This is a genomic window from Komagataeibacter diospyri, assembly GCF_006538165.1.
Lineage (GTDB): Bacteria > Pseudomonadota > Alphaproteobacteria > Acetobacterales > Acetobacteraceae > Komagataeibacter > Komagataeibacter diospyri.
Map to the genome: position 1 here is coordinate 41,804 of NZ_BDLU01000065.1, position 25,405 is coordinate 67,208.

General features: G+C 63.0%; 20 protein-coding genes. 14 read left to right on the top strand and 6 right to left on the bottom strand.

Translation table 11 applies throughout. The features are described from left to right. Positions 1–88 precede the first annotated feature (88 nt). A complete protein-coding gene (locus tag MSKU9_RS15430; RefSeq protein ID WP_141262273.1) occupies positions 89–508 on the top strand; it encodes a MarR family winged helix-turn-helix transcriptional regulator in 420 nt (139 codons plus the stop codon). A 20-nt stretch (positions 509–528) separates the two neighbouring features. Then, positions 529–1,014 carry a hypothetical protein gene (locus tag MSKU9_RS15435; RefSeq protein ID WP_141262274.1) on the top strand — a complete coding sequence of 162 codons (486 nt, stop codon included), beginning with the start codon at positions 529–531 and terminating at the stop codon, positions 1,012–1,014. 63 nt (positions 1,015–1,077) lie between these two features. Here MSKU9_RS15435 and MSKU9_RS15440 read toward each other — a convergent pair whose 3' ends face one another. Beyond that, positions 1,078–2,112: a glycosyltransferase family 4 protein gene (locus MSKU9_RS15440; RefSeq protein WP_227002517.1), complete on the bottom strand. Its 1,035-nt coding sequence runs from the start codon at positions 2,110–2,112 to the stop codon at positions 1,078–1,080. A gap of 103 nt (positions 2,113–2,215) precedes the next feature. Between MSKU9_RS15440 and MSKU9_RS15445 the strand changes: the two genes are divergently transcribed. The 4 genes from MSKU9_RS15445 to MSKU9_RS15460 are packed head-to-tail and all read left to right on the top strand — an operon-like array spanning position 2,216 to position 6,365. Continuing rightward, positions 2,216–4,147 carry a polysaccharide biosynthesis protein gene (locus tag MSKU9_RS15445; RefSeq protein ID WP_141262331.1) on the top strand — a complete coding sequence of 644 codons (1,932 nt, stop codon included), beginning with the start codon at positions 2,216–2,218 and terminating at the stop codon, positions 4,145–4,147. After that, positions 4,144–5,280, top strand: a complete 1,137-nt coding sequence (locus MSKU9_RS15450; protein ID WP_141262276.1) for a DegT/DnrJ/EryC1/StrS family aminotransferase — start codon at positions 4,144–4,146, stop codon at positions 5,278–5,280. Before MSKU9_RS15445 ends, MSKU9_RS15450 begins: the two co-directional genes overlap by 4 nt. A gap of 15 nt (positions 5,281–5,295) precedes the next feature. After that, on the top strand, positions 5,296–5,784 hold the full coding sequence (locus MSKU9_RS15455; protein WP_141262277.1) for a hypothetical protein: 489 nt from the start codon (positions 5,296–5,298) through the stop codon (positions 5,782–5,784). Beyond that, positions 5,781–6,365: an HAD family hydrolase gene (locus tag MSKU9_RS15460; RefSeq protein WP_141262278.1), complete on the top strand. Its 585-nt coding sequence runs from the start codon at positions 5,781–5,783 to the stop codon at positions 6,363–6,365. The genes MSKU9_RS15455 and MSKU9_RS15460 overlap by 4 nt, the downstream gene beginning before the upstream one ends. A 195-nt stretch (positions 6,366–6,560) precedes the next feature. Here the strand turns inward: MSKU9_RS15460 and MSKU9_RS15465 are convergent, their stop codons facing one another. Continuing rightward, on the bottom strand, positions 6,561–7,685 hold the full coding sequence (locus MSKU9_RS15465; protein WP_141262279.1) for an AI-2E family transporter: 1,125 nt from the start codon (positions 7,683–7,685) through the stop codon (positions 6,561–6,563). A 283-nt stretch (positions 7,686–7,968) separates the two neighbouring features. Between MSKU9_RS15465 and MSKU9_RS15470 the strand changes: the two genes are divergently transcribed. Further along, entirely contained in the window at positions 7,969–9,105 is a 1,137-nt protein-coding gene (locus MSKU9_RS15470) for an MFS transporter (protein WP_141262332.1), read from the top strand. A 166-nt stretch (positions 9,106–9,271) separates the two neighbouring features. On the opposite strand, the gene MSKU9_RS15475 is transcribed toward MSKU9_RS15470, so the two are convergent. After that, positions 9,272–9,958 carry a hypothetical protein gene (locus MSKU9_RS15475; protein ID WP_141262280.1) on the bottom strand — a complete coding sequence of 229 codons (687 nt, stop codon included), beginning with the start codon at positions 9,956–9,958 and terminating at the stop codon, positions 9,272–9,274. Between the two features lie 453 nt (positions 9,959–10,411). Further along, complete coding sequence (locus MSKU9_RS15480) at positions 10,412–12,298, bottom strand: ABC-F family ATP-binding cassette domain-containing protein (RefSeq protein ID WP_141262281.1); 1,887 nt, start codon at positions 12,296–12,298, stop codon at positions 10,412–10,414. A 160-nt stretch (positions 12,299–12,458) separates the two neighbouring features. Between MSKU9_RS15480 and ndk the strand changes: the two genes are divergently transcribed. Further along, on the top strand, positions 12,459–12,881 hold the full coding sequence (gene ndk, locus MSKU9_RS15485) for a nucleoside-diphosphate kinase (RefSeq protein WP_010514331.1): 423 nt from the start codon (positions 12,459–12,461) through the stop codon (positions 12,879–12,881). A gap of 127 nt (positions 12,882–13,008) precedes the next feature. Here the strand turns inward: ndk and purN are convergent, their stop codons facing one another. Together purN and purM are read right to left on the bottom strand one after the other, a co-directional pair. Next, the gene (purN, locus tag MSKU9_RS15490) at positions 13,009–13,632 is read right to left on the bottom strand and encodes a phosphoribosylglycinamide formyltransferase (protein ID WP_141262282.1); all 624 of its coding nucleotides are present in this window, start codon (positions 13,630–13,632) and stop codon (positions 13,009–13,011) included. 8 nt (positions 13,633–13,640) lie between these two features. Next, positions 13,641–14,741, bottom strand: a complete 1,101-nt coding sequence (gene purM / locus MSKU9_RS15495) for a phosphoribosylformylglycinamidine cyclo-ligase (protein ID WP_141262283.1) — start codon at positions 14,739–14,741, stop codon at positions 13,641–13,643. A gap of 137 nt (positions 14,742–14,878) precedes the next feature. On the opposite strand from purM, the gene MSKU9_RS15500 reads away from it, so the two are divergent. The 6 genes from MSKU9_RS15500 (at position 14,879) to xdhB (ending at position 25,401) form a co-directional block, all read left to right on the top strand. Then, a complete protein-coding gene (locus MSKU9_RS15500) occupies positions 14,879–15,652 on the top strand; it encodes an HdaA/DnaA family protein (protein ID WP_141262284.1) in 774 nt (257 codons plus the stop codon). Between the two features lie 90 nt (positions 15,653–15,742). Continuing rightward, entirely contained in the window at positions 15,743–18,013 is a 2,271-nt protein-coding gene (locus MSKU9_RS15505) for an RNA degradosome polyphosphate kinase (protein ID WP_141262285.1), read from the top strand. A gap of 45 nt (positions 18,014–18,058) precedes the next feature. Continuing rightward, the gene (locus MSKU9_RS15510) at positions 18,059–19,555 is read left to right on the top strand and encodes a Ppx/GppA family phosphatase (protein ID WP_141262333.1); all 1,497 of its coding nucleotides are present in this window, start codon (positions 18,059–18,061) and stop codon (positions 19,553–19,555) included. 180 nt (positions 19,556–19,735) lie between these two features. Next, positions 19,736–21,109 carry an amidohydrolase family protein gene (locus MSKU9_RS15515; protein WP_141262286.1) on the top strand — a complete coding sequence of 458 codons (1,374 nt, stop codon included), beginning with the start codon at positions 19,736–19,738 and terminating at the stop codon, positions 21,107–21,109. A gap of 436 nt (positions 21,110–21,545) precedes the next feature. Next, on the top strand, positions 21,546–23,045 hold the full coding sequence (gene xdhA, locus MSKU9_RS15520) for a xanthine dehydrogenase small subunit (RefSeq protein ID WP_141262287.1): 1,500 nt from the start codon (positions 21,546–21,548) through the stop codon (positions 23,043–23,045). After that, complete coding sequence (gene xdhB / locus MSKU9_RS15525) at positions 23,038–25,401, top strand: xanthine dehydrogenase molybdopterin binding subunit (protein WP_162853829.1); 2,364 nt, start codon at positions 23,038–23,040, stop codon at positions 25,399–25,401. Before xdhA ends, xdhB begins: the two co-directional genes overlap by 8 nt. The last annotated feature ends 4 nt before the right edge of the window (positions 25,402–25,405 follow it).

Here is a 25,405-nt window from a genome sequence, read left to right on the forward strand (position 1 = left end):
AGAACCAAAACGCACCATTCCAGTCCGCCCGATTCCGCATTCATGCGCACCGGTCCGCAGGCTGACTTCTGACAGAGGATTTTCACCGATGAGCAAGTCATCAGACACTAATACGGATCAGATGATCAATTCGTTACGCGATACCATTGTCGCGATGGTCCGCCGCGACGGCCCCGACCTGTCGGCACGACAGCTGGCCGTGTTCCTGACCTGTTACCTGCGTGGCGACGGTTCGCACACCGTACGTGGCCTTGCGGCTGAACTGAACGTGTCCAAGCCCGCCATCACCCGTGCGCTGGACCGGCTGAAGGCGCTGGACCTCGCCCGTCGTGCGCCGGACCCGATGGATCGCCGCTCGGTGCTGATCAAGCACACCATCAAGGGCAAGGCCTACCTGCGTGACCTGTGCAGCATCGTGAATGAAGCGGCAACGCAGGAAAAGGCGGCGGCCCCCGCCCGCAAGGCCACGCGTACGCGTCGGACCGAGGAACATCGCCGCGCTGGCTGAGTTACATGAGGGTTCACTTCATGCTCAAACAGACAAAAGGTTTCAATTCCATGCGCATTTCAAGACGTCTGGTTGCCCTGGCCATGATCATGGCGCCGCTTGCGGGCGCGCCGACACTGGCACGGGCTGCGGAATCATCGCTTGGCACGCCATCGGGTCATGTCACGATGAAGTTCAAGTCGCTTGATATCGGGGTTGGCCATACGTGGGGCACGGGCAAGCTGGTGTTCCAGAACCACACCTACCGCTTCAAGATCGAGGGCGGTTCGCTGGCGGCCGTGGGTTATGCCAACATCACTGGCCAGGGTGAGGTCTATAACCTGACCAGGGTCAAGGATTTTGAAGGCAGCTATGCCGCCGTCAACGGGGATGTTACGGCCGGGACCGGCGTGGGCGCCGTGCTGCTCAACAACCCCGCGGGTGTCCGTATCCGCCTTGATACGTCCAGTTCCGGTGGCCGTCTGGCCGCCGCAGCACAGGGCATGAAGATTACCCTGCGCAAATAAGATCCGCTGTCAGGGCAAAAGAATCAGGGGGAACGGGCAGCAGGCCGTTCCCCCTGTTTTTTGTTACCATGACAGGCCGGGAATACGTCCCACCCGGCGTATGACGTTGGTGACCCATACAAGCTGGATCAGGCCTACGATCAGCAGGATGGGGCCGGGACTGGCCCATCCCATGCCCACGACGCCGGCCCCCATGCCGCCGCACACCGTGCCCGCCCATGTCACGACCGTAATATCGACAGCCGGCATGCCGCTGCGATGGGCCATCTGGTAGAAATGTTCCCGGTGCGCCTGCATGATGGGGCGGCGGCAGTACAGCCGCCGCAGCAGGGTTACGATGACATCCACCAGCAGCCCCGACAGCATGAGCGGCATGAGCCATGCCCCATGGGCCAGTTGCGGCATGCCCGCCATGCGCAGTCCCAGCGCCCCCAGTACCAGCCCGCAGCACTGGCTGCCCACATCGCCCATGAACAGTCGCGCATGGGGAAAGTTGAAGGGCAGAAAACCGGCACAGGCGGCTGCCAGCATCAGGGCGCTACCCCATGTTTCCACCCCGCCGCCTGCAAGCATGCACAGCCCCGCCGTAATCACGCCCGCGATCAGCGTGCACCCGCTGGCCAGTCCGTTCAGCCCGTCCATGAAATTGATGCAGTTGCACAGGGCCACCAGCCATACGACCCCCAGCCCAAGTCCGCCCATTGTCAGCGCATGTACCGACCCGCCAGTCATGTCGCCCCATGCCACCAGCGCGGCTGCTGCAATCTGCGCCCCCAGTTTCCATACCGGCGGCATGGGCTGCATGTCGTCGCGCCATGAAAACAGCCCCAGTCCCACCGTGGCAAGCAGCAGTGTCACGTCCGCCGTATCCGCATGGCGATGGCAGATCATCTGCCCCAGCGGCACGCCCACCACGAATACGATCAGAATCGCAAGTCCGCCGCCCTTGGGCACCGGCATGGCATGGGCGCTGCGCCCGGTGGGGTAATCCAGCACGCGCATCGCGATCACCCGGCGCGACAGCACGGCGGACATCAGGATCGCCGCCACCACGAACAGCCCGAAAAAGACGTTTTCGGCATGAAATGAATGGAACATGGTCATGAAAGCTGGAAGGGGGGCATGATCTCTCCTTCTTGCCCTGCATCTGCTCGGCTATAGGGGGAGGGTAATGGTTACGCAATCCTCAAGCAGTGGCAGCATGGCGGAGTGCCTGCGCAAGATACGGACGCTGGCCGTAAACAGCACCCTTGATACGGTCATGGGGGGGCTGGCCGCAATCGTGGCGACGGGATTGAGCCCTTATCCTGATACCGCATGGCCGTGGTGGGGCCTGTCCGTATTGGGCATGGCGGCCATCGGGGGGGCGGGCTGGCCGTTCCGTATATTCCAGCAGCACTGGCGTTTCGCGGGGCGGTCCGATTTCTGGCGGCTGGCGGGCGCATGCACGCTGGCTGGCGGTCTGGTTGTGGGTGTGCTTGCCCCGTCGGGGGGCGCGCGCGCGGCGGCCTTTGGCGGGGCGTATGCCATGGCGGCCTTCGTTATCATGGCGGGAGTGCGTGCGGGTTACCAGTGCTGGCGGTCCTATCGGGGCGGGCGGGACAGGGGCGGCCGACGTGTGATCCTGCTGGGGGATGGGGAGGACGCAAGCCGGTTCCTGAGCCTGATGCCCGATATGGGCGGTCTGGTCGTGGGTATGGTGGTCGAAGGTCGCCAGCGCCGTCCCGGCCGCAGGTTGCGCGGCGTGCCGGTGCTGGGGCAGGTGGCGGACCTGCCGGGCATCCTGTCGGCGTTTCGGGCTGAAGATGAACTGCTGCTGGTGGTGGCCGATCCGCGCTTTCGTGGCGAGCGTCTGTCCACTGTCCTGCGGATGGCGCAGGAAACCGGCACGCAGGTGCGCTGCATGCCCGACCTGTCGGGTATCGCGGGGGGTGTTACGACGCCTCTGCATCCGGTCAGGCTGTCAGACCTGCTCAACCGCCCGGCTGTCGCACCGGATGGGCAGGGCATTGCCGACATGCTGCGCGGCAGGCGTGTGCTGATTACGGGGGCGGGCGGATCGATTGGCAGCGAACTGGCCCGCCAGATCGCGGGTCATGCCCCTGACCAGATGATTTTGGTGGATATTGGCGAATTTCCGTTATGGCAGGTGGATATCGACCTTGCGGAAAAAGCCCCTGACATTACGCGCCACCTTGTCCTGGCCGATATACGCGATGCAGGAAGGATGGAGCGCATATTTGCCCGTTTCCGTCCTGAACTGGTGTTCCATGCCGCGGCGCTGAAGCACGTGCCCATGGTGGAGGAAAACCCGTGCGAGGGACTGCTGACCAACGTGACCGGCACCCGCATCGTGGCAGATACCGCCGCCCGGTATGGGGTGACGGCCATGGTCCTGGTTTCCACGGACAAGGCGGTCAATCCCGCCAGCGTGATGGGGGCGTCCAAGCGCATTGCAGAAATGTACTGTCAGGCACTGGATGTGGCAGCCCGCAACCGTGCAGACGGGGGGGACATGCGGTGCGTGACCGTGCGGTTTGGCAATGTCATGGGATCCACTGGGTCGGTCATTCCCCTGTTTCGCCACCAGTTGGAATGCGGTGGCCCGCTTACGGTGACCGACCCGCGCATGACGCGGTATTTCATGACGGTGTCCGAAGCGGTGGGCCTTGTGCTGCAGGCCACTGCGCGGGGCACGGGGGGGCAGGCGGACGACATGGCGGTACTGCTGCGCAGTGGCGGGGTATTTGTGCTGGACATGGGCACGCCGGTGCGCATTGTCGATCTGGCACGCCAGATGATCGTGCTGGCGGGATTGCGGCCCGATCGGGACGTGCAGATCCGCTTTACCGGGCTGAGGCCGGGGGAAAAGCTGACCGAGGACCTGTTTTACAAGCAGGAAATCCTGCAGCCCACCGACTGTCCCGGCCTGCGGATGGCAACGCCGCGTACGGTGGACCTTGCGCAGGTCGCCAATATCATGGATGCACTTACATTGGCATGCCGGGATGGTGATGGCGCGCGCGCGCTGGACCTTGTCCGCAGGCTTGTCCCCGAATTTGCCCATAACCCGCATGGCGTGGCCGTTCCGGACACAGCGGGACAGGTCGATGTGGAAAGGAATGCATCATGAACGCTCCAGCGGAAGCTCCCATAGGTTTTCTGAACCTGCCCCAGCAGCAGGGCCTGATTGCCAATGAAATCAGGCAGCGTGTCGACGCGGTCATGAAACACTGCCGTTTTGTCATGGGGCCTGAAGTCACCGAACTGGAAGAACGGCTGGCCAGCTACAGTGGTGCCGCGCAGTGTGTCGGGGTATCGTCCGGGACGGACGCCATCCAGATTGTCCTGATGGCCGAGGGAATCGGCGCGGGTGACGCGGTATTCCTGCCTGCCTTCACCTATACCGCCACGGCGGAGGTGCCGCTGGTGCTGGGGGCGACCCCGGTCTTCGTGGATGTCGACCCTGAGACCTTCCAGATCGACCCCGCCAGCCTGCGCAAGCGCATTGCCGATGTCCGCCAGGCAGGAAAGCTGCGCCCGCGTGCCGTGATCGGCGTCGACCTGTTCGGTCAGCCTGCCCCGTGGCCCGAACTGCGCGCCATTGCCGAGGAGGAGAAGCTGTTCCTCATGGCAGACTGTGCGCAGGCATTTGGTGCGACGCTGTCGGGCCGCAGGCTGGGGCGTGAGGCGGTGGCGACCACCCTGTCCTTTTTCCCCTCCAAGCCGCTGGGGGCCTATGGTGATGCGGGTGGCATCCTGACCGATGACCCGCAGCGGGCCGAACTGTACCGTTCGCTGCGCACCCATGGTGAAGGCAAGACCCGGTACGAGGTCCTGCGCACTGGCATGAATGCGCGGCTGGACACCATCCAGGCCGCGATCCTGCTGGCCAAGCTGGATGTGTTCGACATGGAACTCGAACGCAGGCGCGCCATTGCGGACGCGTATGATGCAGGCATCGCGGGTCATGTGATCCCGCCGGCGCGCGTGCCGCACAGCCACGGTTCATGGGCGATCTATTCCGTCCTGACGAAGGGGGAAAAAGACCGTGCCGTCCTGCAGCACAAGCTGAAAAGCCATGGCGTGGCGTCGGCCATCTATTATCCGCTTCCGCTGCACCAGCAGCCTGCCTATGTCGGTGCCCATGATGGCGCGGCACTGCCGGTGGCGGAAGACCTGTCGCGCCGGATCATGGCGCTGCCGCTGCATGCGGAACTGTCGGATCATGACGTGGGCCGGGTCATCGCGGCCGTGCGTGCATAAGGAGATCATACGCAAATGAGACGCGAGACAGCCCTGCTGATCGGGTTCCTGGTTATCACGATCGGTACGGCGGCGGGGCTGTGGCTTATCGCCCTGCCCAATTTCCGGCCCCTCAGCTTTCCCACCATGGAAACGGGCACCATTGCCGTAGGCCCCATGCGCAAGGAACGCACGCTGACGGCGGCACAGGTCCATACGCTCAATGACTGGCTGCAGGCCCATACCGCGGGCTGGGGTCCGCTGGGACAGACGCCACCATCCAGCGGGGATGCGGTGCTGGAAATGCAGGTCGAGCATAAGGGGCAGCAGCCTGCGGGTGAGCAGGCGGTTCCCTACCGCATTACACTGTGGACCGGTATCAGCGCCGCAGACTGGAACAATACCGTGTTTGTGGAAGAACGGCCCGGTGCGGTCATCCGCTTCCACCATTTCAAGGACAAGGATTTCAACGCACTGCGTGACATCGTCAACCAGTACGACTATCCCCGGTCCGCGTTTCCATGAGCCCGGTGCGCGCAGATACGGCGGGCCTGATCTTTGATTGTGATGGCACGCTGGTTGACAGCCTGCCGTTATACCGGGAGGGCTGGATCGCAGCCCTTGAGGACGCCATAGAACAGAGCGTGCCGCCCGAATGGTTTCATGGCCATGGCGGCATGTCCGAACACATGGTGCTGGATATTGTCGAGGCCAGGCTGGGCCGCAGCGTGAACCGCGACGGCATTATTTCACAGGCGCGCGACAGCATGCTGCGCAGGCTGCACGTGCTGCGTGAAATTACCGTGGTGGCGGACATTGCCCGCCAGTACCACGGTCGCCTGCCCATGGCGGTGGCGTCCAACGGGTCACGGCAGATTGTATCCGCCTGTCTGCGTCACCTTGGTCTGGAACGTCTGTTTGACGCCATCATCACCATAGATGACGTGAATAATCCCAAACCGGCACCGGACATGTTTCTGCTGGCGGCGGGCAGACTGGCGCTGGCCCCTGCATCATGCCTTGTTTTCGAGGACAGCCGCGAGGGCATGCTGGCCGCCACCCGCGCCGGCATGGCGCATGTGGATGTAAATACGCTGCTGCCCTGAACCGGGCTATGCGGATGAATGCAGAACGGGGACGGGAGTGTGATCTCCCGTCCCCGTTTCTGTTCGGATGATAAAAGACAATGAAAGTTTTTGGACGCTGCCTTTTTTCAAAAAGGCAGCGTTTTCTGAAGCTTTTTGAAAAGAGCTTCATCAAAAACGTTCTGATGATTGCCGAATGTTGCGTCCGGCATCCTTTTATACCCGTTCGTCGTCCTTAAGCTTCGGCGTAGCGCGATCGGCGGTCGCCAGCAGGGCCGCCGTAAGCGGTGAGGCCAGGATAAGTCCCGGAATGCCAAGGATGGTGCCAAAGATCGTCTGGGACAGGATGGTCAGTCCTGGCGGCATCTTCACCGCATGGCGCTGGATCAGCGGCGCCATGACATTACCCTCGAAAAACTGGATGGCGGCATACAGGCCCAGGACCATGACCCCTTCGCGCGTGCCCTGTGACAGGCCGATCAGCACGGCGGGCACCGCACCGACGAATGCGCCGATATAGGGAATGAAGTTGGCCATCCCCGCCACGACCCCCAGCGCCAGCGCCAGTGGCACGCCAATGCACCACAGCCCGATGAAGGACAGCAGCCCCACCACGGCCATATCCAGCGCCTGTCCCGCCGTCCATGCCCACAGGGTGCGTCCTGCCGTCAGCAGCAGTTCACGTGATGTATGACGGTATTCATGCGGGATCAGCCGCAGCATGCCGTTGACATACAGTTCGGGCGAGATGGCGAAATACAGCCCTGCGATCAGGATGACCGCCAGCGTGCCAGCCGCCCCGAAGGCGGATGAGACGAAACCGGTCATGGATCCCGCCAGCGACCCGAACCCGCTGCTGCTGGCGGCCTGTTCATTCCCCCCCAGCGTCGTGGGCAGATTGTCGAGGATCATCCGCCCGGTGGAGGAATGGCCCATGCTGTCGCGCAGGTTATGGGCCTGCTCGCTCAGTGCGGTGCGCAGCTTTACGGCCTGTTCCGATATTTCGGGGCCGCTGCTCCAGATCAGTCCGGTCAGTGCCGCGATTATGGCTACGACCACCGCCGTAAGCGACAGCCAGTAGGGCATGCGCGTGTGGCGTTCCACAAGGCCGGCAAGGTTGTGCAGGATCACGGCGACAAGGGTCGCGGCGAAGATGACCATCAGCACATCGCCCACCACCCAGATCAGCATGACCACGATGGTAATGACCAGTGTCAGCCGCAGCAGGGCGTAAATGCGCGCCAGTTGCTGGGCGCGGGGATCGGGTGTTTCGTCTTTCTGTGGGGAAGGGCGGGAATCTGGTGCGTCGGGCGTCGGGTCCGACGGGGAGGAGGCTGTCATCTATATGTCCGTATGGTGGCCATGAAACGGGCTGCGTGGAACGTGAACGCCAGCACAGCCGCAGCCGGGATAACGTCCGGGAAAGGGTATGGATTGCGTTAACCTGAAATTCCACTAACTGGCAGCAGGCCAGGACGTGGGATCCAGTGGGTGCATCCCCTTCGTGACCGGTTAAGGCGTAAGCCAATATCTCCTGTCGGAAAAGGGCAGACATGTGAGTAATCCAGATATTTCTTCATCGCAGCCGGTCCTGCCCGCGCGGCTTGGGGCGGCAGGATGGGCGCTGGCTGTCGCCACCTTTGCCATAGGCACGGGGGAGTTCGCATTGATGGCGATGCTGCCCGGTGTCGCCCGTTCGCTGGGCGTGTCGGTGCCGGTGGCGGGGCATGTCATCAGTGCCTATGCGGTGGGCGTGGTGATCGGTGCCCCGCTTGCCACCCTGATCGGTGCGCGCATGTCGCGCTACTGGCTGCTGCTGGCGCTACAGGCCATGTTTGTTGTGGGCAATGCGGCATCGGCGCTGGCGCCGGGGTACGGGCCGCTGCTGGTCATACGTTTCCTGACCGGGTTACCGCATGGGGCCTTTTACGGCGTGGCGGCGCTGGTGGCCGCGGGCATGGCCGATCCCGCGCGGCGGGGACGGGCGGTGGCCGGTGTGTTCGTCGGGCTTACGGTCGCCCATGTGGTCGGGGTGCCACTGGTGACATGGGCGGGGCAGATGCTGGGCTGGCGCGCGGTCTACGGGTTCATTACCGCCATGGAGCTGCTGGCCCTTGTCATGATTGCGCGCACGGTGCCCATCGTGGCGCCCGATCCGCAGGGTTCGCTGTGGCGTGAACTGGGTGCGCTGCGGCGGTCGCAGGTATGGTTCACGCTGGCGACGGGCGCGATCGGGTTTGGCGGCATGTTCTGTGTCGGCACCTATCTGTCCGCGGTATTGCTGGGCGTGACCGGCGTGCCTGCCTATGTCGTGCCGCTGGCGCAGTCATTGTGGGGCGTGGGCATGGTGGCGGGCAACATGGCCGGTGCCCGGCTGGTGGATATCAGCCCCACGCTGGCGGTGGTGGTGACGCTGGCGGCCAGTACCATCATGCTGTGCCTGTTTTCCGTATGCGCGGAAAGCATGGTGCTGGTGTTGATCGTAACCAGCCTGATGGGCGGCATCATTGCCCTGCTGCCCGCGTTGCAGACCCGGCTTATGGATGTGGCGGCCGATGCGCAGGGGCTGGTGGCGGCGCTGAACCATTCCGCCGTCAACGTGGCCAATGCATTTGGCGCGTGGCTGGGCGGGGCGGTGATTGCCGCAGGCTATGGTGCGCAGGACGTGGGATGGGCCGGGGCCGGGCTGTCGGCCGCGGGGCTGGCGATTTTCCTGACCGGGCTGCTGGTGCAGCGTGCGGGAGCGCGTGGCCCGGTCTAGGTCAGGAATTTGCTGCTGGCAGAATGCGTGACCCATGATGAATGGCGGGGCGGATGCGGCATATTGCCACCTGGGTTCTCCCATCGCGCGCAATGCCCCGCCATCAGGTTGCTTTCAGGCAATCTCCGGAAAAATGTCGGTCGTCCCGGAGTGGTCAGGGATGATGTTATTTCGATGGGGTATCCGGTTGTGCTTTGGTCGCGGGGGTAACGCTGGCAGCTTCCTGCTGCACGCGGTCAAGCAGGGCGCGGGCTTCTGATGGGGCGATAATGTCATCAAACGGGACGATTGTGGAATTTTCGGATACAAACAATACTTTAAATGGCTGATCTGAACTGGCTATTTTTTCCAGAAGTTCCTTGCTGATGGGGAAGGCTGCATTTGTTTCGTAATGGCAGTCCGGACTGACGCGGCCCGCATAGACATGCGCTCCATCGCAGCTTGTTTCGTTATCAATATTGGTGACATTGGTATATTTTTTGACCCCATCTTCGGTGTATTCCATATGCTGATATGCAACGCCGCCAACATCTGTATCAATACCTAAATAATAATTTATAGATATATCACTTTTTTTAATAACAGAGTAAAGAAATGAAGTAAGATCAACCGTTAATACTTTATTATCTCCAAAATGATCCCAATTGTGACCATTGTCGTATAGTTTTTCCTGACTGACTATCGCGGTTTTTGACCATGGCTGGTTGGTTACGATTGTTTTCGCCTGTATCTGTTCCTCGGACATTTTTGACAGGTGCCTGTATTTTATGCCTTCCTTGGCAACAGTACCGTAACATCCCGCAAGAAGCGCACATAAGACGCTGGATGAAATGAGGGAACTGACTTTTTTCATTTTATGGCAGCCTGCATTTGTAACTTTTTATATCTAACTGTATCTCCCTGTATCTGAAAATTTCCAGCACTACTATTGACGTCTGGTAATATCTTCAATGTCTGTCTGCCGCGTAATTGAGATCAGCCGATATGCCTGACTTCAGTCCATGCAATGGGCAGGGAGAAGATGACGACATGACCGTATTTGGGTCGCATCCGCGCGGTCTTTACCCCACCCGGATCATGAATGCGGTGAACGAATCCGGGAAAAACGGCCGATGTGTCAATCATATGGAATGCAGCGCGCGCGGGGATCGAGACATTTCAGTCCGATATGATGACGCAGTTCCGCAGGCGATGGCATTGCATGGCAGGATGGCGCGTTCACCACGTAAGTCCGATTTCTGGTCCGCCCGCACGCGCCTGCCCGTGAATGACCTCATCAGGCAGGCGCGTGGATGGGGAGGCGGGCCTATTCCGCGCTGGCGGCCTCCAGTTCCGTTTCCGCTGCCAGCCAGTCTTCTTCCGCCCGGTCGTGTTCGCGTGCAATGGCGGCAAGGCGGGTGTTCAGTGCGGTGACTTCATCCGTCTTGCCGCTTTCATACAGTTTGGGGTCCGCCAGACGGGCTTCCAGCTTCGCGCGCTCGGCCACCAGTCTGGCCATCAGTTGCTCTGCATCACGGATGCGCTTGCGCAGGGGGGCCGTGGCCTTGCGGGCTTCGGCGCGTTCGCGGCGGTCGTCGCGCTTCGGGGCTGCGGCAGGACGGGCAGGGTCGTTGTTCGAGACTGCGCGCGCCCGTTCGGTCAGCCATGTTCGGTATTCCGCCATGTCGCCCTCGAACGGGCGGACCGTGCCATCCCCCACCAGCCACAGCCGGTCGGCCACCAGTTCAACCAGATGCGGGTCATGGCTGATCAGCAGGACCGCGCCCTCGAATTCCGCAAGCGCGCGGATCAGCGCGTCACGCGCATCAAGGTCAAGGTGGTTGGTCGGTTCATCAAGGATCAGCAGGTGCGGCGCATCACGCGTGGCCAGTGCAAGCAGCAGGCGCGCCTTCTCGCCCCCCGACAGGTCGCGCGTGGGCGTTTCCGCGCGTTCCGCGTCCAGTCCGAAACGGGCAAGCTGCGCGCGCACGGCTGGCGGCGTGGCGTCGGGCAGGGCGCGGGCCATGTGGTCCACCGGGGTTTCGTTGGGGCGGAGTTCCTCTGCCTGATGCTGTGCAAAATAGCCGACCTTCAGCTTCGGGCTGTGCTGGATTGTGCCTGACTGGGGTTCCAGCCGCCCCGCCACCAGTTTGGCGAAGGTGGATTTGCCGTTGCCGTTGGCCCCCAGCAGGGCGATCCGGTCTTCCATGTCAATGCGCAGCGACAGGTTGGACAGGATGGTATGATCGCCATAACCGGCTGAAACCCGGTCCATTACCAGCATGGGGGGCGGCAGGGGGGAGGGTTCGGGGAAGGAAAAGTGGCTGGGCGTATCTTCCACCACGCTATCGATCTGCGGCAGTTTTTCCAGCGCCTTGATGCGGGCCTGCGCCTGCTTGGCCTTGGTGGCCTTGGCGCGGAAGCGGTCAACGAAGGACTGCATGTGCGCGCGCTTGGCGTTGATGCGTTCGGCCATGCGGGCCTGCTGCAGGGCCTGTTCGGTGCGGATGCGCACGAATTCCTCATACCCGCCCGGCGTCAGTGTCAGCCTGCCATGGTCCAGATGGGCGATGGCGTCCACCGCGCGGTCCAGCAACCCCCGGTCATGGCTGACGATCAGGGCCGCACCCGAAAACCGCGCCAGCCAGTTTTCCAGCCAGATCGTGGCCTCAAGGTCCAGATGGTTGGTCGGCTCATCCAGCAGAAGCAGGTCGGGGTTGAGAAACAGCGCCGTGGCAAGGGCCACGCGCATGCGCCACCCGCCCGAAAAGTCCGATACCGGGCGGCCCTGCGCCTGCGCATCAAACCCCAGCCCGGACAGGATGGCGGCCGCACGCGCCGGTGCGCTGTGGGCGTCGATCGCCAGCAGGCGTTCATGGATGTCGGCAATGCGGGCGGGATCGGTCGTGGTTTCGGATTCGCGCAGCAGCTCCGTCCGTTCGGTATCACCCGCCAGCACCGTATCCAGTAGCGAGCCATAGCCCGTAGGCGCTTCCTGCCTGATCCGCGCCATGCGCGCGCGCGCCGACATGTGGATCGTGCCGCCATCAGGCGCGATATCCCCCGCGATCGCGGCCAGAAGGGTCGATTTGCCCGCGCCATTGCGGCCGACCAGGCCGATCTTGCGGCCCGGATCAATGCTCAGGCTGGCACCATCAAGCAGGGTGCGACCTGCGATGCGCAGGGTCAGGTCGGATATGACGAGCAGGCTCACGGGCGGGAAACTCCGGCAATATGGGGGACATGGCTGGTTTCGTGCGGGTTGTACCTACCAGTCTGCGGCGATATGCTCTAGATGGCGCTTGTAAGGTGATGTCGGCTTATGTCCAATGCCGCCTCGTATATTTCAGAACCCGTTTGAAAGGAGCTGTCCCATGGCAGTCGAACGTACCCTCTCGATCATCAAGCCCGATGCGACCCGCCGTAACCTGACCGGCAAGATCAATGCCGTGTTCGAAGGCAATGGCCTGCGCATCGTCGCCCAGAAGCGCATCCAGCTGACGAAGGCGACCGCTGGCGCGTTCTATGAAGTGCACAAGGAACGCCCGTTCTACAACGACCTGGTGTCCTTCATGATCTCCGGCCCGGTTGTGGTACAGGTTCTCGAAGGTGAGAACGCTGTCCTGAAGAACCGTGAAGTGATGGGCGCTACCGACCCGAAGAAGGCCGAAGCCCACACCATCCGCGCGCAGTTTGCCGAAAGCATCGAAGCAAACTCCGTCCATGGTTCCGACAGCCTGGAAAACGCGAAGAACGAGATTTCCTTCTTCTTCGCCGGCACGGAAATCCTGCCCTGATCCGTAAGGATCAGGATGGCGGGGGCTTTTGTCCCCGCCAATGGAAAAGCCGGCCTTCAGGCCGGCTTTTTTCATGTCTGGAGACTGTTTGAAAAGTCAGTCCCCAAAAGCTGTTATTTATCAATAATCAGACCGATAGCAGATAGTCTGATGCGGTGGCGGCGGGCGCCCCGTCGGGCACCAGAACGCGATGTAGTGCTGCGGGATACAGGCGGTGTTCCTGCCGCAATACCCGCGCGCCCAGCACATCGGGCGTATCACCGGCCAGTATGGGTACGGCAGCCTGTCCGATGATGGGGCCTTCATCCATGCCTTCCGTCACCCAGTGGACGGTGCAGCCATGGATGCGCGCACCACTTTCCAGCGCACGTTCATGCGTGTGCAGGCCAGGATAGGCAGGCAGCAGGCTGGGATGGATGTTCAGCATCCTGCCCGCCCATGCCGTGGTCAGGAACGGCGTCAGCAGGCGCATGTAGCCCGCAAGGCAGACATATTCCACGCCCGCCGCGCGCAGGGCCGCATCCAGCGCGCGTTCATGCGCGGGCCGGTCGCGGGGGTAATCGCGGTGGTCGATGGCCTGTGTCGCAAGCCCTGCATCCCGCGCGACTTCCAGTCCCGGCGCATCGGGGTTGTTGCTCAGCACAAGGGCGATGCGGGCGGGATAGTCAGGGCGGGCGCACGATTCGATCAGCGCGCGCATGTTGCTGCCGCGCCCGCTGATCAGGATGGCGATGGGGGTCTTGTAGGTCACGGTCTGGTTCAGTCGCGCAGTTCGGGCAGTTCGTCAAAGCTCAGCGTGGCCGGGCTGTCGGGATTTTCGCCCTGCGTGATCGTGCCGATGACGAAAGCCTGCTGCCCGCGTTCGGACAGGCGCGCCATGGCGGCATCCGTGTCCCGCACCACCAGCACCATGCCCACACCACAGTTGAAAACGCGCAGCATTTCCTCGGTCGTGACATTGCCGGTGCTGGCCAGCCACGGGAACACCGGCGGGACCGGCCATGCCGTGCCATCAATCACCGCCTGCACGCCCTTGGGCAGCACGCGCGGCAGGTTGCCGGGCAGGCCACCACCCGTAATGTGGGCCGCCCCCACCAGCAGGCCGGCGCGGTGCAGGTCCAGCACGGGGTGGACATACAGCGTGGTGGGCGTCATCAGCGCCTGACCCAGCGTCTGGCCATCGGCAAACGGGCAGGGCGCATCCCATGCCAGTCCGCTGCGGGTGACGATATTGCGTACCAGCGAAAAACCATTGGAATGCACGCCCGCCGATGGCAGGGCGATCAGCGTATCACCGGGCCGGATATCACCGGGCAGCAGCGCCGTGCGTTCCGCTGCCCCGACCGAGAATCCGGCAAGGTCGTAATGCCCGGGTGCGTACATGCCCGGCATTTCCGCCGTTTCCCCGCCCACCAGCGCGCAGCCGGAGTCGGCGCAGCCCCTGGCAATGCCGCGTACGACCTTGGCCGCGTCCTCGATGGACAGTTTGCCGGTCGCGAAATAGTCTAGGAAGAACAGTGGCGTCGCACCCTGCACCACCAGGTCGTTGACGCACATGGCAACCAGGTCGATGCCCACCGTCTCATGCAGGCCGCTTTCGATGGCGATCATGAGCTTCGTGCCCACGCCATCGGTGCATGAAACAAGGATGGGGTCGGAAAAACCGGCCGCCTTCAGGTCAAACAGCGCACCGAAACCGCCCAGTCCGCCCATGGTGCCGGGACGGTCCGTGGCGCGGGCCGCGGGCTTGATGACTTCGACAAGCGCATCACCGGCTTCAATGTCCACCCCGGCATCCCGGTAGGTGGCGCCAGACGGGGTGGCGGAAGACGCGTTGGGCGGGCAGGAGGCGGATGTCATGCGGGGGCCTTTTTTTCCGTAATCAAACTATCACTTTCCCGGACACCCGCGTGCAGGTTATGAAAACCGTCATGCAGGACCGGGGTCAGAGGGACTTCCGGCCTTCTTTACGTCAAGGCGGGGCAACGCACAAAGCTGTGGTTGAGCGGACGAAGCTGAAAACGGATGAAAACGCGGTTGCGGGCGTGATCGGGCAACTGGTGTTGCCGTTTGCCCACACGCCACGTTTTGCCGCCGGGGATTTTGTCTTTTCCGCCTCCAACGCGGCCGCGCGCAGCTGGCTGCTTGGCTCCACGCCCTGGCCCGAGCGCAGGCTGGCGCTGTGGGGGGCGGCGGGAACGGGAAAGACCCACATGCTGGAAATATGGGCGCGGCTGCATGACGCGGTGCTGCTGCATGGTGGCAGCCTGTCGCATGCCCATGTCACGGCCCTGTTCGCAGCCCGCGCCACCGGGGTGCCGGTCATGGCGATGGTGGTGGACCGGGCCGATGAATGCACGGATGAACGTGCGCTGCTGCATCTGCTGAATACGGCGCGTGAACAGGGGATTGCGCTGCTGCTGGGCGGGCGTAAGGCCCCGGCGCGCTGGCCCGTGGCGCTGCCTGACCTGGCAAGTCGGCTGCGGGCGACCATGGCCGTGGCCATACGCCAGCCCGGTGATGGACTTTTACGGGTGCTGCTGCTGCGTCTGCTGGCGGAACGCCAGATTGTCGTGTCGCAGCCGGTCGTGGAATGGCTGCTGCGCCGCCTGCCCCGCACGGCGCAGGCCATGCAGGACGCGGTGGACCGGCTGGACCACGCCGCCCTTGCATCCGGCCGTCCCGTGACCCGCGCCCTTGCCACCCGCGTGCTGGCCGACATGCTGGTGGCCGACGCCATGGGGGCCATGGATATGGAGCCCGGCACCTGAACAGACCGCCTGCTCTGGCCAGGTGACGTGTCACTGGCCTAGGGTCGTATGCAATAAAGAACATCACCCCCGAACGGGAGATCGAATCCATTGGCCAGAACGCCACGCAAAGCCCCTGACGGCACTGCCCCCAAGCCCCGTGCCCGCACGCGCAGCCGCAAGGCTGCGACCGGGCGACAGGTCGCGGTGCGCGCGCCGGTGGAACCGGCACCCGACGCCACGTCACCCAAGCGTTTCATCAATCGTGAACTGTCGTGGCTCGATTTCAACCAGCGCGTGGTGGATGAAGCCGACAATCCCCGCAATCCGCTGCTGGAACGCGTGCGCTTCCTGTCGATCAGCGCCAGCAACCTTGATGAATTCTATTCCGTGCGTGTGGCGGGGCTGGTGGGACAGGTGCGCGAGGGGCTGGTCAAGACCTCGCCCGATGGGCTGACGCCACAGCAGCAGCTTTCCGCCGTGCGGGAGCGCACCGGCCGCCTTCTGCAGGAACAGCAGCGAATCTGGCGTGACCTGCAGCGTGAGCTTGAGGGGGCGGGGATTGTCGTATGCGATGAAATCTCCTTCACTGCGGAAGAACAGGCCTGGCTGGAAAGCTGTTTCATGGAACGGGTCTTTCCCGTCCTGACGCCGCTGGCGATTGACCCTGCCCATCCGCTGCCCTTCATTCCCAACATGGGCATCGCGCAGGCCCTGCGTCTGATGAATGCCGAAACCGGGCAATTCGTTATGGAGGCGCTGATCCTGCTGCCCGCGCGGATCGAACGTTTCATACGGCTGCCTGTCGCGCTGTCGCCGCCGGGGGTGACGCGCTTCATCCTGCTGGAACGCCTGATTGTCATGTGCATCGACCGCCTGTTTCCCGGGCTTGTGGCAGGGGACTGGGGCGTGATGCGCGTGGTGCGCGATACGGATGTGGAATTCGAGGACGAGGCCGAGGATCTGGTCCGTTCGTATGAAAGCGCGCTCAAGCGCCGCAGGCGTGGCGTGGTGATCCACCTCGATATCGAATCCCGCATGCCCGAAGACCTGGCCCGGTCAATGGCCGAAGGGCTTGCGCCGCCACCGGATGAGGTGTTCGTGCAGTCGGGACTGATCGGGGTGGTGGACCTCAAGCAACTGATCGTCGATGACCGGCCCGACCTGCTGTTCCCGCCCTATACCCCGCGCTTTCCCGAACGGATTGTAGATTGCGGCGGTGACTGCTTCGCCGCCATCCGCGCGCGCGACATGATCGTCCATCACCCGTTCGAAAGCTTTGACGTGGTGGTGCAGTTTCTGCGGCAGGCGGCCATTGACCCTGCCGTGGTCGCGATCAAGCAGACGCTGTACCGCACATCGCGCGACAGCCCCATCGTCAAGGCCCTGATCGAGGCGGCGGAGGCCGGCAAGGCGGTGACCGCCATGGTGGAACTGCGCGCCCGTTTTGACGAGGAAGCCAATATCCGCCTTGCCCGCGCGCTGGAAGCGGCAGGTGTGCAGGTGGTCTTTGGTTTTTCCGACCTCAAGACGCATGCCAAGCTCAGCCTGGTCGTGCGGCGTGAGGGCGGCGCACTGCGGTCCTACGCCCATTTTGGCACCGGCAACTATCACCCGATCACGGCGCGGATATACACGGACCTGTCGTTCTTCACCTGCAACCCTGAACTGGCGCGCGATTCGGCACGGCTGTTCAATTACATGACCGGTTATGCCGTGCCCGCGCGGATGGAGGCGATCGCGTTCTCCCCCGTGACCATCCGCCGTACGCTGGAAGATCTGATCGCGGGCGAAATCGCCCATGTGCAGGCAGGCCGTCCGGGGCAGATCTGGCTCAAGATGAACTCACTGGTGGATCCCGACCTGATCGACCGGCTGTATGCGGCGTCATGCGCGGGCGTGAAGGTCATGGCGGTGGTGCGCGGCATCTGCTGCCTGCGGCCCGGCGTGCCGGGACTGTCGGAAAACATCCGGGTCAAATCGATTGTGGGACGGTTTCTGGAACACGCGCGCATCTATGCCTTTGGCGACGGGCATCGCCTGCCCAGCCGGCAGGCGAAGCTGTACATCTCATCGGCGGACTGGATGCAGCGCAACATGGACTGGCGTGTGGAAAGCATGGTCCCCATGCTGGACCCGCAGGTGCATGCCCGCGTGCTGGACCAGATCATGATGATCGACCTCAAGGACAACCTGCAGTCGTGGATTTTACAGCGCAATGGTGTATGGCGGCGTCTGGAGCCGGGACGCAGGCCATTTTCGTCGCATGAATATTTCATGGAACATCCGGTTCATGCAGGGCGTGGTGCTACGGTGGGGGAAGCCCCGATCCGGGTCAGCGCGTCGCAGCCATGGCATGCGGAACAGACTATTGAGGACTGAGGATTACGGTATGGGTGCGGTCATGGCATGGTGGGCTGGCGACGTATGGGGCCGGATGTGACGGGTCTGGGCGGGTTTCGCCGTTCGGCGGTCATAGATCTGGGATCGAATTCCGTCCGCCTTGTGGTGTTTGACGGGATTTCACGCAATCCGGCTCCCATCTTCAATGAAAAGGTGGTCCTGCGGCTGGGGCGGGGCCTGAATGCGACGGGACGCCTGAATGAAGAAGCCGTACCGCTGGCGATGGAGGTCATGGCCCGGTTCAACGCCATTGCGCGCGGGATGGAGGCAAGTCCCTTCGAGGTACTGGCCACCGCCGCCGTGCGTGACGCCAGCAACGGGCCGGAATTCGTGGCGGGCCTGAAATCACGCCTGCCCGGCGTGCCGATCCGTATCCTGAGCGGGGAGGAAGAAGCCGATTATTCCGCAACCGGCGTACTGTGCGGCATACCGGACGCCAACGGGCTGGTGGCTGACATCGGTGGCGGGTCGCTGGAACTGATCCGGCTGGAAAACGGGCGCAAGCTTAATGCCTGCACCCTGCCGCTGGGTGTGATCCGGCTGAATGACCGTGCTGATGGCGACCTTGCCCGTGCGCGCGCACTGGTGGATGAGGATCTGGCCAGGGTAGGCTGGCTGGACGATGTGCACGATCAGGATCTGTACCTTGTTGGCGGTGCGTTCCGTGCCCTGGCGCGCATGCAGATCGCGCGCACGGCCTATCCGCTGAATATTGTCCATCTCTATCGTCTTGCCCCCGATACGGGGCGGGAAATGGCGGACTGGATCATCGGCGCAGGCAAGCGGTCGCTTGAACGCCTGCCCGGTGTGCCGCGCAAGCGGCTGGAGGACGCGCCTTATGCCGCGACCGTGCTGCGCAGGCTCATGCGGCGCACGCGTTCGACGGGGCTGGTGTTCTGCGTCGATGGCCTGCGTGAAGGGTGGTACATGCGCAATGTCGCCGCAAGTGTCGCCGACAATGACCCACAGGATGCCGTGGCGCGTGAAATGTGCAGCATGCTGGGCCGCAGCATGACCCTGCCCGATCGGCTGGCGGAATGGACCACGCCCCTTTTCCCCGACGAGGGACAGGTGGCGACCCGCCTGCGCGGTGTTGCGTGCTGGCTGTCGGATGTCGGTGCGCATGACCATCCCGAATACCGGGCCGAACAGACCTACCTGCGTATCCTGCGCATGCAGGGCGTGGGCTTCACCCATCAGGCGCGCGCCTTCCTGTCGCTGACACTTGCGGTGCGGTACGGGGCCGACCTGTCGGTGGCGTATCTGCAGCCGTCGCGCCAGTTGCTCGATCAGGTGCAGTTCGGTCGCGCCGTGGCGCTGGGGCAGGCATTGCGACTGGCCTATACCGTTAGTGGCGGGACCGAGGCACTGCTGGATGGCACGCGACTGGAATGTGAGGACCAGATCCTGTCACTGCATTTCGCGCCGGGCCGCGACGTGGTGCAGGGCGAAAGCGTACGCCGCAGGCTGGAACGGCTGGGCAGCGCGCTGGATATGACGGTCCGGATACGCGATCACTGATCCTTTCTAATTTTACGGGAAACAATAAAAGTTTTTTGGTGAAGCTTTTTTCAGAAGCATTCAGGGAATGCTGTCCCCTTGAAGCAAAGGGGCACCCAAAAACTTTTCTGTAATTTGCATGATGGCGCAGAGGCGGTCTTTTCAGGCGGTCTTTCTGGTATGGGCAGGACATAATACGACATGGGCATGCGGCATGGACAGACGCGCGACCTGCTGCTGATCCGTGGCGGGACGGTGGTAACGGGACAGGCATCCCTGCGGGTGGATGTACTGTGTGGCGGCGTGGGGGAAATCCTGGCTGTTGGTCCCGATCTGGACATCCCCCCCAGCTGCACGGTGGTCGATGCGGGTGGCCTTCTGGTCATGCCCGGCGGGGTGGACCCGCAGACCGGCATCGGCGCGGATGAAGCAGGCTTCGCCCTGACGGCGGCGGCGCTGTCCGGTGGCACAACCACCATACTCGATACCATGCATCCCGACAGTGGCAGGCTGGACGGGGCATGGCGGGACTGGCAGCATGCCGCACGCCATGCCCATGTCGATGTCGGACTGCATATGGCGCTGCCGGATTCCAGCACAGCCGTCCTGCGGCAGATGGATTCGCTGGTAACGGATCAGGGGATCAATGCCTTCCACCTGTCCATGCCGGAAGGTCTGTCCGACCGTGATATCCTGAAACTGACCAGCCATGCCGCCAATTGTGGCGCTTTATGCATGATCGAGGCCCAGAACGCGCAGGCCGTGGCCTATCTGCGCGCGGAACTGGACCATGCGGGCATTACCGGCAGCGAGGCCTGTCTGCTGTCCGCCCCGCCGCAGGTCGAGGCCGAAGCGGTGGGCCGCGCCATCATGCTGGCGGGACTGTCCGGTGGGCCGGTGCATGTGGGACCTGTATCCACCATTGGCGCCACGGAAGTTCTTGCGCAGGCCCGCCTGCGCGGCCAGCGGGTTGAGGGGCATGTGCTGGCCCCTCATCTGGTGGTGGATGAAGCGGTCCATGATCCTGAAGGCGACGCGGCCACGGATTTCTGCATCACTCTGCCACCCTTTCGCGATGGAACGCATCGGCGGGCGCTATGGGGTGGGCTGGCGTCGGGTACTATCGGCATGGTCGCCAGCGGTTTCCGCCCGGCAGGTGCGGGCGGAAACGGGGTGGTGGACGGTCTCGCGCAACGCATGCGCGTGGTCTGGCTGCATGGCGTGCGCGCGGGCATCCTGACGGCGGAGGAATTCGTGGCCGTCACATCGCAGGCGGCGGCCCGCGCTTTCAATATCTATCCCCGCAAGGGCGCGATCATGCCGGGTGCGGATGCCGATATCGTGCTGTGGGACCCCGATGCGCAGGAAACATGCACATCCGGCCTGTATGCCGGGATCACGCTGGGTGGCCGGGCGGTGCAGGTCATTCGTGGTGGTGTAACGGTATGGAAGGATGACATGCCATGCGAAGGTGCTGGATACGGGGCCTATGTACCGTGTCCGGCCTTTCGCCCCAGGCTGTCGGAACGCATGCGTATGGCGGCGCATCTGTCCATGCGTGACGATGAAATATAGGATCGTGGCCTTGGGAAATGTTTCAGAACAACATTCTGATAATATTAATAAAATATCATAGGTGAAGTCTTTTCATGCCCTTTGTGGCAAAAGTGCCCGCGACAATCTGCAGGCTGTCTGACGGGCCGCCTTTCACACGGTCTGTGATAGGCGATATAAAATTAACCTGTTGATAAAAATAATAAATTTTTGGGTTCTGCCTTTTTTCAAAAAGGTGGTGTTCCCTGAAGTCTTCTGAAAAAAGCTCTACCAGAAGCCTCCTTATGATTTTCTGGATATCCCCAAAGCAGACTTTTCAGACAGTCGCCTGTCCTTTGCCGGGGTGACAAGGCCGGACCGGGTTCCATATATTAAGCATATCAGAATGAAAGGCTGTTCCGGCTGTCTGCCTTGAGGGGGGTGAGGCAGTCCTGTGGCCATGATAGAGGGAACAGATTTGACGGGGATCAGACACGGCATCCGTTTCTATGTCGGAAACGAATGCCATACGTTGGCCGATGTCGCGCCGACGCGTACGCTGCTGGACTGGCTGCGGGAGGACCGTGGCCTGACCGGCACCAAGGAAGGCTGCAACGAAGGCGATTGCGGCGCCTGCACCGTGCTGGTGGTGCGGCTGGAAGGGGACCGGCTGGTCTGGCGCGCGGTCAATGCGTGCATCCAGTTCGTATCCATGCTGGATGGCGCGCAGGTCCTGACTATCGAGGACATGCGCGCGCCTGACGGCAGCCTGCATCCCGTGCAGCAGGCCATGGTGGACCAGCATGGGTCGCAATGCGGTTTCTGCACGCCCGGTTTTGTCATGTCCATGGTGGCGGGGCGCAAGGCCGGTGGGCTGGCGCAGGATGAACACGGTATTGACGACATGCTGGCGGGCAACCTGTGCCGCTGCACCGGATATGCGCCGATCGTACGCGCCATGCGGCAGGCCATGCAGGCGGGAGCGGATCATTTTGACGCCATGGCCAGCGAGATGGCCGACCGCCTGCGCGCCCTGCGCGATGGGACCACGGTCGAACTCGACGGGCCTGCGGGCCGCCTGACCATTCCCGCAAGTGCCGATGCACTGGCATGCACCATGGTGGCACACCCTGATGCACGGATCGTGGCAGGAGCAACCGATGTTGGCCTGTGGGTGACCAAGGGCATGCGGGACCTGCCGCATGTCGTTATGATCGGGCAGGTGCCGGACCTGCGCCGGATCGCATGTGATGCGGACGGGGTGTATCTTGGTGCCGCGGTCACATGGCAGGAAGCGCGTGCGGCGCTGGCCGATATCCTGCCGCAGCCGGATACGGAGGTGATCCGCCGCATCGGTTCGGTGCAGGTACGCAACAGCGGGACGGTATGCGGCAATATCGCCAATGGCTCACCCATTGGCGACGGGCCACCGGTGCTGATCGCGGCGGGTGCGAAGCTGCACCTGCGTTGTGGCGACGTGCGGCGTGTCATGGCACTGGAAGATTTCTTTATCGATTATGGCAAACAGGACCGTGCGCCCGGTGAGTTCGTGGAAGGCGTGAGCGTTCCCCGTCCCGGAGCGGATACGGTTGTGCGTGCATGGAAAGTCTCCAAGCGGTTCGATCAGGATATTTCCGCCATTCTGGGGGCGTTTTCCCTGACGTTTGCGCCTGATGGCACCATTGCCAGCGCCCGCGTGGCCTTTGGCGGCATGGCGGCGACCCCGCGTCGCGCCTGTCGGACGGAAGCCGCGCTGGAGGGACGCAACTGGAACGAAACCACGCTCGCAGCCGCACGTCAGGCCATCATGGACGATTTCGCCCCCATTACCGACATGCGGGCCAGCGACTGGTACCGCCGCACGGTTGCAGCCAATCTGCTGACCCGGCTTTATGCCGATTGCGGGCCGGAGACTGCACGCGCCGATATCAGCGTGCGCACGGCCTGCGCCACTGCGGGAGGACACGCCCATGGCTGATGGAAACAGCTTTGCCGATGTATCCCCGTCGGCGGGTGATGGCATTGTGCCCGGGGGCGCATCAAGCAGCCTGCGGCATGAAAGTGCCGTCATGCATGTGCAGGGCAGCGCTGCCTATATCGATGACCTGCCTGAACCGCGTGGCACGTTGCATCTGGTGCCGGGGCTGAGCACCCGCGCCCATGCCCGCATCCTTTCCATGGACCTTGATCCCGTGCGACAGGCGGACGGCGTGGTGGGCGTCTATACCGCCGCCGACATTCCCGGCGACAACCAGATCAGCCCCGTGGGCAAGGGCGACGAGCCGCTTCTGGCCACGACCGGGGTCTCGTTTTATGGTCAGCCGATATTCGTGGTTGCGGCCACCACCCGTGGCGCCGCGCGCCGGGCCGCGCGTCTGGCGAAGGTGGATTATGAAGACCTGCCTGCCGTCCTGAATGTGGCCGAGGCCCGTGCCGCTGGCAGCCCCATGGTCTGGCGACCGATGGAAATGAAGCGTGGCGACGTGATGGCGGGTCTTGAACACGCGCCGCGCAGGCTGTCGGGTCGCGTGACCGTAGGCGGGCAGGAGCATTTCTACCTCGAAGGGCAGATCGCCCTTGCCCGACCGGGCGAGGAGGGGGAGATGCATGTCACGTCCTCCACCCAGCACCCGACCGAAACCCAGCACATGGTCGCCCATGTGCTGGACCGTCCCGCCAACCTGATTACGGTCGAGGTCCGGCGCATGGGCGGCGGCTTTGGTGGCAAGGAAACGCAGGCCAATGCCTGCGCCTGCCTGGCCGCACTGGTGGCCGACCGGACCGGGCGCGCGGCCAAGATGCGGCTGGACCGTGATGACGACATGACCATGACCGGCAAGCGGCATGATTTTGTCATTGATTACGATGTCGGCTTTACCGATGAAGGCCGGATTGTCGCGGTGGACATGGTGCTGGCGGCGCGGTGCGGGTGGTCAGCCGACCTGTCCGGTCCCGTGATCGACCGCGCGCTGTTCCATGCCGACAACGCCTATTTCTATCCCGATGTGCGCCTGCGGTCCGAGCCACTGCGGACCAATACGCAGTCCAACACCGCCTATCGCGGTTTCGGCGGTCCGCAGGGCGTTGTCGCGGCGGAACGCGTGATCGAGGAAATCGCGTTCGCCACCGGTCTTGACCCGCTGGAAGTCCGCCTGCGCAATGCCTACGGCACGCATGACCGCAACGTGACACCCTACAACATGGTGGTCGAGGATTCGATTACCGCCGAACTGCTGCCCGAACTGGCGCGGCGCTGCCATTATGTAAAACGGCGCGAAGCCTGCCGCGCGTTCAATGCAGGCAGCCCCTACCTGCGGCGTGGCATTGCGATCACGCCGGTCAAATTTGGCATTTCCTTTACCGCCACCCATTACAATCAGGCCGGTGCGCTGGTGCACGTCTATACTGACGGGTCGGTACAGGTAAACCACGGCGGCACGGAAATGGGGCAGGGCCTGCATACCAAGATGGTACAGGTCGCCATGCGTGAACTGGGGCTGGGCACGGATCAGGTGCGCATTACCGCCACCACGACCGGCAAGGTGCCCAATACGTCCGCCACGGCGGCATCATCAGGTGCTGATCTCAATGGCATGGCGGTGCTGGACGCGGTGCGGCGTATCAAGCGCAGGCTGGTGGAATTCGCGGCCGCCCACTGGAATGTGGGGGAAGATGAAGTCCGCTTCGCCGCTGATGGCGTGCATGTGGGGCAGAAGGTGATCGCGTTTTCGCACCTGACACGTCAGGCCTATTTCGCGCGTGTATCCATGTCCGCCAACGGATTTTACAAGACGCCCAAGATTTCATGGAACGGGGATACGGGGCAGGGCCGTCCCTTCTATTATTTCGCCTATGGCGCAGCCTGTTCGGAGGTCGTGATCGACCTGCTGACCGGTGAGATGAAGATCGACCGCGTGGATATCCTGCATGACGCGGGGCAGTCGCTGAACCCGGCACTGGATATCGGCCAGATCGAAGGCGGCTTCGTGCAGGGCGCCGGGTGGCTGACGTGTGAGGAACTGGTATGGGACAAGGCGGGTCGCCTGCGCACGCATGCGCCCAGTACGTACAAGATTCCGGCCTGTTCCGATCGTCCGAGGGTGTTCAATGTCGAACTGCTGGAAAACGCGCCCAACCGTGAATACACCATTTTCCGATCCAAGGCGGTGGGGGAACCGCCCTTCGTGCATGGTGTGTCGGTGCTGCAGGCGGTGTCCGATGCGCTGGCCAGTCTGGATGGCTACCGCACCTGCCCGCGTCTGGACGCGCCCGCCACGCCGGAAATGATCCTGCGCGTGGCCGAACGCATGCGGCACGGCAATCCGCCCACCTGATCGG